This is a genomic window from Sulfobacillus sp. TH-112, from assembly GCF_057473405.1.
Genome location: NZ_JBYCKN010000142.1, coordinates 1 through 9,549, shown reverse-complemented (window position 1 = coordinate 9,549; position 9,549 = coordinate 1). Strand labels below are relative to the sequence as shown.

Here is a 9,549-nt window from a genome sequence, read left to right as displayed (position 1 = left end):
TTGGTCTTGTGGGTGCTTGGTCTTGTGGGTGCTTGGTCTTGTGGGTGCTTGGTCTTGTGGGTGCTTGGTCTTGTGGGTGCTTGGTCTTGTGGGTGCTGACCTCTGGATAGAGCCACACAAGTGAACTCTCCCCACTAACATGCATCCTCCTTCACACGACGGACATCCTAGCATCATTGCGGCAGTCTACAACGACGAGGAGGACCCCATGCCATTCATTCGCAATTTCACCCCTAATTGGTTTACGGTTGGCATGGGCATCGGCATCTTGGCGATCGCTCTGTTCCTATATCCGGACAGACCCGATTGGATGATCGGTATTGCTACAGGCCTCTGGATCTTTAATACGCTCTTGGTAGGCCTCTTGCTTATCTTCATGGTCTTACGATGGGTGCTTAATTGGAGTGGCTCCGTAGCGATTGTACGCGATCCCGTGCAGTCGATGTTTTTGGGCGCGGTGCCGATGGCATTGACAACCGTAGTGAACGGATTCGTTGACTTAGGCCCGAGTGTGGTTGGCGTTCGTGCCATAAATATCGCCTTGGGACTGTGGATCGTAAACGTCATCATGGCGGTTATCTCAGGAATCGCGGTGCCTTACTTTATGTTTGTCAGCCATCAACATACCATCAGAAAGCTGACAGGTCTATGGCTGATGCCAGTGGTGCCCGCAGAGGTTACGGCAGCCAGTGTGGGGACATTGATACCTCATATGGCGAATCTAGCCGTCCGCCGAGAACTGGTGGTTATTGGTCTCGGTCTGTGGGCTTTTAGCGTGCCGTTAGCCTTCTTGATGTTAGGATTCTTGTTTTTGCGTTTAGCCCTCTATCGACTGCCGCCGGCAGAAATGGCCATCTCGACGTGGATCTCTCTAGGTACGTTGGGCACCGGCATTATGGCTCTCCTCGACATCGGCCGCAATTTACCGAACACACTCGGGGCTATCGGTACCGTCATGAACGGTGCCGCGGTGGTCATGTCCTTTGGTCTGTGGGGATTCGGTCTATGGTGGTTGGCGCTAAGTGTGGCAACAACCCTCCATACGGCACGGCGGCATCTGCCATTTAACCTCGGCTGGTGGGGGCTGACGTTCCCATTGGGCGTGTTCACGGGAGGAACCGATTTTCTTTACGAGGACGTGCATGTCGCCTTATTACAATGGATCGCACATGGCTTATTTTTTCTCTTGACGGGCTTTTTTATCATCGTGCTAACGCGTACCTTTATGGCCTTCGCAACGCGCCAAATGACGTTTTCAGGCACACTGCGTACCAACTCTCGACTACGCGTGAGCGGACCGGAGACGACCGAACGCCCCCAACATAGCGCTGTCAGATGGCGTCGCCGAGTCAAGCACTAGAGGGGTCGTCTTCAATGCACATGCAACCGCCGCGTGACTTCAAAAAATTAGTACCAGCCGTTCTCCAACGACGCCCCCCACTCATTCGCTCGCTGGCCTTTATTTCCCCCGCACGACCCGCTGTAGCGCCGTGCGAATGGCCGGCAGGTCGTCCTCGACAAGCTCCTTGTCGTCCAGCAAAGCCTCTGCCACACTACACGTCTCTACAATCCGGCTAACTTGGTGTAGGGCCCCTTCTACAGCCGCCAACTGGGTCAAAATCGACCGACAGGTCTCCTTTCTCCCTACCAGTTGCTGCAATCCCCTTACCTGCCCTTCAATACGCCGTAAACGATTCAGTACGTCTTGCTCTTCCCAGTAAACATGACGTTCCATCCATAGGACTCCCTTCGTAAGTAACATACATATTCTATAGCTCCTTGAGAAAACTAGGGGGAATAGGTCAATGCCACCTTGATACCCTCTGTGGTATTTGATATTATAACCCGTGTAGGAGGATTTGACCATGGAGACAATCACAGATTCTACCTTTAGCATTGGTACAGTGAAATCTATCCCGACCGTGCTCCAGTCGCTGGAGACCGTCTTAAAGTCCCACAATTTTGGAACGTTATTCCATCTTGACATGGCACAAACACTGAGAGATAAGGGCCAACCAAGTATTGCGGAATTTCATGTACTTGAGGTATGTAACCCCGCAAGGGCCTACGATGCGCTGTCCACATCCCAGCAAGCAGGCTACTTCCTTCCCTGCAAACTCGTAGTTTTCGAAAACGAGCAGACACATCAAACGGAAGTTGGGATGCAGCGTCCGACCTCTATGATCGCAGCCATTGCTAACGCCGATACGTCACTCATCAAGCTAGCCACTGAGGTTGAGCAAATCCTCACTGAGGTGATTATACAGGTCGCGCAACAGTAAGGAAAATTTTTTCTATGGAGGTGAACTATTGTGGTCATAGTCTATACCACTCCGACCTGTCCCCATTGTAAGACAGCCAAGCGCTACCTAAAAGAACGTCAAATCCCGTTTCGCGAAGTGGATGTCACTCGTTCGACCGAGGGTCTGGCCGCGATAAAACGCAAGACTGGTCAAACCGGTGTGCCGGTAATTGATGTGAACGGGCAGGCCATCATCGGTTTCAATCGTCCCAAGTTGGACAGAGCATTAGGAATTCGTTCACTGGAGTAGCGGTTCTTATTTACGGTACACTATTTACGAGACATTATACGCACGCATAAAGGAGTGAGTCTATGAGCATCATATCGGATAACATCAAGCCCGAAGTGGAAAAGTATCTCGCCGATCTCGGTGACCCTGTAACTGTTCATTTTTATCCCCATGCGGGTAGTCCTGCCACTGAGCCGATGGCTCAGTTATTGGGCGAATTGCACGACATTACCTCCAAAGTGGACGTGATCACGCATGATGAGCCAATACCGCCCATTGCCCCCGAGACTGCCGAGGACATTGAAGGTCCCATCACGCAATTTAGCATGGGCGACGCTATGACTGGCATACGCTATCTGGGGTTTCCCGGTGGGCAGGAGTTTGGCACGTTTCTTGAGGACCTAGTCGACGTGTCGACCCATCATGCAGTGACATTGAGTGAACAGACCCAAGAATGGCTAAAAAATCTCAACCAACCGCTCCACCTGGAAGTCTTTGTAACACCTACCTGACCATACTGTCCCCGGGCAGTTCGCCTGGCACATGAAATGGCCCGCGTCAATCCCTCTTACATTACCGCCGACATGGTGGATGCGAGCAGCTTTCCGTCGTTATCAGATAAGTACAGTGTCTATAGCGTACCCGTCACCGTAATAAATAGCAGCGCGCAACAGGTCGGAGCGGTACCGGAGAATCAACTGATGGAGATCATCCGGCGAGAGCTCGGCATGTAATGTTGTCTGGGCGCAGGAGGTATCGTCACTTCCTGCGCCCAGATCTTTTATCGCTTGATCGATCCCTTCCACATATTCATTCCGCCCACCATATTTTTCACCTTATAGCCTTTCCCTTTGAGCACATCGGCTGCCATGCGGCTTCGAGCCCCCGAACGACATACGGTCACCACCTCGACATCGACGGGTACTTCGTGCAGGCGCTGATTAAGTTCATTAAGAGGGATGTGGTGTGCTCCCGAGATGTGACCTTGGCGAAATTCCGCCACCGTCCGCACATCCAAGATATACGGCTTATCGCCCTCGTCTAAACGCTGCTTTACCGTTGACGCATCTACCGTCTCCACCTTTGCTCCGCCAAACAGTTTGAACATCAGATCTCTCCCTCTCTCTATTCACTACTTTCTCTACTATTATATACCCACTATGGTATTTTATCGACATGTCATTCCACTCGAGGAGTAATCCGATAGGCAAGCGGTTCTTCGGAGGCCACCAGATGTTCGACTCCCCCACTCGCGCTCATACACTGATGGAAGGCGGGACAAATCGTACACAGCGGGCGCCGTGAAGTACACAGCATGGCACCAAAGTCCATCAGAGCTTGGTTAAACAATATGGCCTGACCCGTGGGTATCACGGCTTCCGCTAGTGCCCATAAATGATGCTCCGATTCAGCCGTGGTATGCCGATAGGGTACGCCAAAGTATCGCCCTAAAATCCGTTTCACATTGGTATCTAAGATGGGTGCATCAACGCCAAACGCGAACGACACGATAGCCCCGGCGGTGTACCGTCCTACCCCTGGCAATTTCATGAGCTCCTCCACCTCACGAGGCCACTTACCGCCCCAGTCCAGTACCACCGTCTGAGCGATATTATGCAACCACGACCCGCGCACCTTATATCCCAACGGATCGGTAATCTCTTTCACGTCACTTAAGGTCGCTTGCTGCAGCGCTTCGATGGTCGGAAACACGGCCATAAAGTGTTGGTAAACCGGATATACTGTCTGAACTGTTGTCTGGTGCAACATAATTTCGGACACTAAGATGGCGTAGGGATCTGTGGTTCGCCGCCAGGGCAAGTCCCTACCATTGGTCGTATACCAACTGATTACCGCCTCCCGAAAGGTGTTCATACGATCCGAGTCAACATCGGCATAGTACTTTAAATGCTTCATTGTGAGACGCTCCCTAGAGTCTCTTCACGCCAGGTCACCCACGTTAGGGCGGCCCACGCATAACATTTGGCCCCCAACAGATACCACCACCCTATAGCGACAGATGCTAAATAGCTGACAAATAGCGCCAACACGAATGCAAACGCCCCCACCTCCATCCCAAATCCTCCAGCGGGGACATGGCGGGCTACCATAATAAGCAATACCCCCGCCACCAGAAATCCCATGGTGAGAATGCATAACAACCACAAGAAATACCACATGGTCGTGACGCGTCTCAACGGGGTGGCAGACACCTGGAGAAGTATGGTTTCTCCGTTCTCCAGACGTCGACAGGTAACGTGAACGGGACCATAAAAGCGCACAATAATCTCGTTATAAAAGGTCAGGGACAGGATCCCGTATACCTCAGCGGCCATCCACAAAGCCACCGGAACCACAACCCAGTGATGGGGAATCACATTCACCCATCCCCATAGGTTAATCATCAGCCCCGTAAGGACTCCAAACGGAATGGCTGCATAGGAAATAGCGCTGAGACTGCCCCACACCCTCACGCGCACGACTTGATCCTCACGGACAATCCATTGCCATCCGCCCATGTACGAAGACAGCGCATTCAAGCACAGAGCACTTAAGCCCCGCGCAGACACAATAATGGCCCATGTGCCCACGACCGACACCGTGGCGCGGAACCAGCCTAAACGCACTTGTTCTCCCACCCAAAGCCACACCACCAAAGCACCAGGAAACCAAATCCAAAATCCGAGCGCCATCCACCCTCGTATATTCACGCGCATCACTTGGCGAACATCGGCCACTTATCACACACCTCACCATGACGGTTCGCGACGCACGGCTCAGAATCCTGCTATACGGTTAGTGAAGCGAAACGCCCTCGGTGGCCAATAAGGCCAATATCGAAAGACTCTTCTTGGCGGCCGTCCCTTCTAACACCGCGACGTAGCCACCTCGCTCATCAATTAGGACAGCGAATCGGCTGTCCGGCCGCCACACCCGATAGGTATGGCCATTATCGCGGACCACCGGCAATTGCCCCAACACCTCACGAAACATGGCCGCATTTAAGCGGGCTGCCATCCGATGAGGGTGGGCGGTTTCCGTACCTATCAGGAGTGATGTGTCGCGCCCACCATTCACAAAAGGGAGATAGGTTCGCGCCACTGCCAGCGGTGAAACCCGGACCTGACTCGTCCCGGTCACCACCTGCGCTCCGTTCACCGCTCCCACCTGAGAAGGGCTGGCGACCTTCCATAAAGGAGAGGCCAACAAACCCAATTCCTGTATGCCACTTCGCATGCGGCCTGGGCCCCAGACCGTGACGATACGCGACAAAGAGGCGGAATTCTCCTGTACTACCTTCTGCACCGAGGGGTCGTGCAACGCCACCGCCAGCAGCGGCGGGAAGTCCGCCATACCGACTGAGACTCCAGCATCCATAAGCTCACGGTTCGTATCAACCGCTGCCAATACCTGCCCGCGATGATTGACTACCACCACTGACCCGCGAGCACCCATCAAGGCTCCGAGATGTTGAGATAGCGCTACGTTCACACTAGCCACGTGAGCAATGGCGTTTGCCACCTCATAACTCCCGCTACTGGTGCGTCTTTCAATTAGCGTCCCCACATCGCCATCTTGTATGGCCGCCCACTTGACCACGTTTGTACCGACCTCAGAACGGCCAAGCCATTCCTGAGCGACAACCCAATGAATACCGGGAACATTTTTGTGGGCCCAGCGGGTCTCTTGGCTTGAGGTCAGCCGCACCAGCACCGCTGATGCCGGCATTGTCCCTAAGCCGAATGCCTTAACGATGAGTGGCCGGTCGTCCTTCGGAATTTCGCTGGGCACCACTACTAATGCGCGAATTCTTGCCAGACGGGTGAGGGGGCGACCATAGCTACCAACAATAGGCCCTTCAAGCATGGGCGTACTCGAAGCGACGGTATAAGGCAAAGTATTGGTTGGGATCCCTATCCGCGACAGAATCAGTCCAAGTATTGCCAGCACCACGGTAAAGGCCAAGGCCGCTCCGAGCACAGTCCGCCGATGACGTACCAATAGAAAAACCTCCTTGTAGTTCTACAGGAAGTTTTTCCATTTTCACCCATATTCAAACTCTATGACTGACTATGTGAATCGGCATATTGAATATTGGCCAGATGTTGCTGATAGGTTGTAGCGAAAAGAATGTCACCATTTCTCAATGCGAGAAAATATAAATAGGGTACCTGGGCCGGACGCGATGCATCGGTCAACATGGCAATCCCGGGGTTATCTATCGGCCCGGGTGGCAACCCTGTGTGGAGATAAGTATTATATGGCGAAGCATACTGTAAATTCTCCAACGATAGTCCTCCCGCCACTGGATGTCCGATAGCGTAACGTACCGTTGCATCAGATTGTAAGGGCATACCTATTCGCAGACGATTGACAAATACCCCTGCCACTGTACTGGCTTGATTGGCCCTTTTATCCTCAGCTTGTACAATGGACGCTAACGTGACCCATTGCTGAAGGGTCAGGGATGAATGAGACGCGTTATAAATCGGTGTCACTCGGATCTGAAAGGTCTTCCACATGGTTTCTAGAGCTTGTCGTGCTGTCGTACCATACGGAAAAGAATACGTGGCTGGCAAAAGATACCCTTCAAGAGGGTCGCGCACACGGGACCCGGCTCGAGGCATTCCAGGCAGCGGCGATTGCTCCAGCCTTCGATACTGTACTAACGTTCCGATGTGCCGTGCGACTAAACGATCAACCACCTGTTGCACAGTCCAACCTTCCGGAATAGCCACGCGCGTGACCACCACATCGCCATCGCGCATCTTCCCCAGTATAGTACCCAGTGTCATGGTCGGCGATAAGCGATAGACGCCAGCCGTCAAATGCTCGGACAACCCGTCCCAGCGACTTAGCAGCTTAAACGCCAATGCACTCTCAATAATCCCCGCGCGTTGCAACGTTAATGCGACTTCATCAGCACTTTGTCCCGAAGCCACCCGAACATATCGCACCTCGCTACCGTGGGCACTGACTGGTTGGAACAAACGCCAACCGTAGGCAATAGCCCCCAGGGCGACCAGCAAACAAGCCGCCCACACTCCAAGAGCCCGATAGGAGCGCCGTTTTGGCTGACGAGGCTCGACTGGTGTAATCACCGGTGATTGACGGCAGAATTGAGGAAATTATTCCTCGCCTTCATCGTCCAGCAACTCCTCATAAGCCTGAGCGACCTGTTCCCATTCTTCCTCAGACTCAATATCGACCAATACGTCGTCGCCATCCGTGTCCTTGTCCAAACGCAAGATCACGGCTTCGGCTTCTTCATCCTCTTCCGTGTCAATGGGTAACAAAATCGCATATTCCTTAGACGCCACTTCAATGACATCCACGACGACGAATTCATGCTCTTTTCCTTCATCATCGGTCAGGGTTATAATTTCGTCTTCTTCTTCCGAAAAACCAATCTCCAAATCCTTATCGTCAGCCATTTGAGTCTCCTCTCTATTTCGGACCACCCGTTGACGGTCCAAGTACCCCTGCAAGATCAACGCCGCGGCGACACCATCAATCACCGATTTACGTCGTTCACGACGTACATCCTGCTGAATTAGAATGCGTTCTGCTTGTTGCGTTGTCAATCGTTCATCCCAGGTTTCAATTGCAATTCCTACCACCTGAGACAACTCGTCAACAAAATGCAAAGTCTTCTGTGCCTGCGGCCCGATGGTCGCATTCATATTCAAAGGCAATCCTACCACAATTTGACCTACATTCCACTCCGACACCAATGTTTTCACTTGAAGCAAGTCCGCCGTGAGGTCCTTACGGTGAATCGGTGCCAGCGACTGAGCAATTAGTGCCGTCTCATCGCTCATTGCAACCCCAATCCATTTATCCCCCACGTCAAGGCCCATTATGCGTTCAGCCATCAGAAGGTGTCGGGTCCAAATGGCTGACATAAGAACGTAACAACTCTTCTAGCAGCTCGTCCCGTTCCATGCGTCGAATGAGATTGCGGGCTCCCATATGACTGGTGATGTACGCCGGATCTCCGGACAATAAGTAGCCCACTAACTGACTTATGGGATTATATCCTTTGGCCTTAAGAGCTCCGTACACCTCGCGCAATACCATATCGGCCGCTTTTTCCTGGTCGTGGTAATCTCCGAGACGTCGGGTGTCGTCCGACAGACTCATAGTCCCACATCCTTTCTTGGTTGCCTTCTTCGCGGTTCACACGAAATTATCCTGCTGTACCAAAGTTTTTGTCGATCCAATCCTGGGCGACCTTCAACAAGTCGGGCACACGTTGCGGCTCGCGGCCCCCGGCCTGTGCCATATCATCACGACCGCCTCCGCCACCCCCAATGACGTGCCCAAGAGGCTTCACCAAATCTCTCGCGGCATATCCTTGTCGGCGAACACGTTCTCCTAAGAACACCACCACAGATGCCCTGTCTCCATGGCGCGCTGCCAATACCGCAGCGTCGACGCCTTCCTTCACCCCATCCAGGACATCCCGCAGGGCGTCCGAGGAGTCCACCTGCACTTCAGCCACCACGAACCTCATGTCGCCGATAGTTTGGACCGCCGCCTGTAATTCTTGTCCCATATGGGAGCGCTGCTGGCGAGCCATCTCTTCCTCGCGCACCGCGTATTGCTTGAGGCGGTATTGCCACTCTTCGGCGCGCTTCGGCCATTCCCTGACAGCAGCATGGCCGAAGTAGCTACTTAACTCGCGCAGCACCCGGCGTTGCTCCTGCACCCACTGAAGAGAATGCATCCCAGTACTCGCCTCGATCCTGCGCGAACCTCCTCCGATGCTAGCTTCCTCTTGAATGGTCATCAACCCGATTTGACCCGTGCGCTGGCAATGAGTTCCACCACAAAGTTCTTGGCTTGCTCCAGGCACAGTAATGACTCGTACCATCTCTCCATATTTATCATCAAAAAACGCCAGCGCCCCTTCCTGAAGGGCCTCTTCCTTGGAGGTGTGAGTGACGATTACGTCAATGTCCGCTAGAATCCAGCCGCTGACCAGATCCTCAATCTCATCAATGACGTCTTCGCT

At 53.1% G+C, this 9,549-nt stretch carries 13 protein-coding genes and 1 pseudogene; 5 read left to right on the top strand and 9 right to left on the bottom strand.

Annotated features, from left to right (window positions below):
* Positions 1-208: 208 nt before the first annotated feature.
* Entirely contained in the window at positions 209-1,360 is a 1,152-nt protein-coding gene (locus ACOJWD_RS10155) for an SLAC1 family transporter (protein WP_486993118.1), read from the top strand.
* Positions 1,361-1,459: 99 nt separating this feature from the next.
* On the opposite strand, the gene ACOJWD_RS10150 is transcribed toward ACOJWD_RS10155, so the two are convergent.
* Complete coding sequence (locus tag ACOJWD_RS10150; RefSeq protein ID WP_486993117.1) at positions 1,460-1,735, bottom strand: metal-sensitive transcriptional regulator; 276 nt, start codon at positions 1,733-1,735, stop codon at positions 1,460-1,462.
* Between the two features lie 130 nt (positions 1,736-1,865).
* On the opposite strand from ACOJWD_RS10150, the gene ACOJWD_RS10145 reads away from it, so the two are divergent.
* The 4 genes and pseudogenes from ACOJWD_RS10145 to ACOJWD_RS10130 all read left to right on the top strand — a co-directional run.
* Entirely contained in the window at positions 1,866-2,282 is a 417-nt protein-coding gene (locus ACOJWD_RS10145; protein WP_486993116.1) for a DUF302 domain-containing protein, read from the top strand.
* A 30-nt stretch (positions 2,283-2,312) separates the two neighbouring features.
* Positions 2,313-2,552 (top strand): glutaredoxin family protein, encoded by a 240-nt coding sequence (locus ACOJWD_RS10140; protein ID WP_486993115.1) that lies wholly within the window; start codon positions 2,313-2,315, stop codon positions 2,550-2,552.
* Between the two features lie 62 nt (positions 2,553-2,614).
* Positions 2,615-3,043, top strand: coding sequence for a hypothetical protein (locus tag ACOJWD_RS10135; RefSeq protein ID WP_486993114.1), 429 nt, complete (start codon positions 2,615-2,617; stop codon positions 3,041-3,043).
* 12 nt (positions 3,044-3,055) lie between these two features.
* Positions 3,056-3,265: pseudogene (locus tag ACOJWD_RS10130) on the top strand (thioredoxin family protein); the annotation flags it as partial.
* Positions 3,266-3,312: 47 nt separating this feature from the next.
* Here the strand turns inward: ACOJWD_RS10130 and ACOJWD_RS10125 are convergent.
* From ACOJWD_RS10125 to ACOJWD_RS10090, 8 genes are all read right to left on the bottom strand, one after another.
* Complete coding sequence (locus tag ACOJWD_RS10125) at positions 3,313-3,639, bottom strand: rhodanese-like domain-containing protein (protein WP_486993113.1); 327 nt, start codon at positions 3,637-3,639, stop codon at positions 3,313-3,315.
* A 71-nt stretch (positions 3,640-3,710) separates the two neighbouring features.
* Positions 3,711-4,448, bottom strand: a complete 738-nt coding sequence (locus ACOJWD_RS10120; RefSeq protein ID WP_486993112.1) for an HhH-GPD family protein — start codon at positions 4,446-4,448, stop codon at positions 3,711-3,713.
* A complete protein-coding gene (locus ACOJWD_RS10115) occupies positions 4,445-5,269 on the bottom strand; it encodes a hypothetical protein (RefSeq protein WP_486993111.1) in 825 nt (274 codons plus the stop codon). Before ACOJWD_RS10115 ends, ACOJWD_RS10120 begins: the two co-directional genes overlap by 4 nt.
* A gap of 58 nt (positions 5,270-5,327) precedes the next feature.
* Positions 5,328-6,533 carry a hypothetical protein gene (locus tag ACOJWD_RS10110; RefSeq protein ID WP_486993110.1) on the bottom strand — a complete coding sequence of 402 codons (1,206 nt, stop codon included), beginning with the start codon at positions 6,531-6,533 and terminating at the stop codon, positions 5,328-5,330.
* Positions 6,534-6,592: 59 nt separating this feature from the next.
* Positions 6,593-7,633 carry an endolytic transglycosylase MltG gene (mltG, locus tag ACOJWD_RS10105; protein WP_486993109.1) on the bottom strand — a complete coding sequence of 347 codons (1,041 nt, stop codon included), beginning with the start codon at positions 7,631-7,633 and terminating at the stop codon, positions 6,593-6,595.
* Between the two features lie 27 nt (positions 7,634-7,660).
* Complete coding sequence (gene ruvX / locus ACOJWD_RS10100; RefSeq protein WP_486993108.1) at positions 7,661-8,407, bottom strand: Holliday junction resolvase RuvX; 747 nt, start codon at positions 8,405-8,407, stop codon at positions 7,661-7,663.
* Positions 8,400-8,675, bottom strand: a complete 276-nt coding sequence (locus ACOJWD_RS10095) for an IreB family regulatory phosphoprotein (protein ID WP_486993107.1) — start codon at positions 8,673-8,675, stop codon at positions 8,400-8,402. The genes ruvX and ACOJWD_RS10095 overlap by 8 nt, the downstream gene beginning before the upstream one ends.
* A gap of 46 nt (positions 8,676-8,721) precedes the next feature.
* A partial coding sequence (locus tag ACOJWD_RS10090; RefSeq protein WP_486993106.1) for a DHHA1 domain-containing protein occupies positions 8,722-9,549 on the bottom strand: 828 nt, incomplete at its 5' end.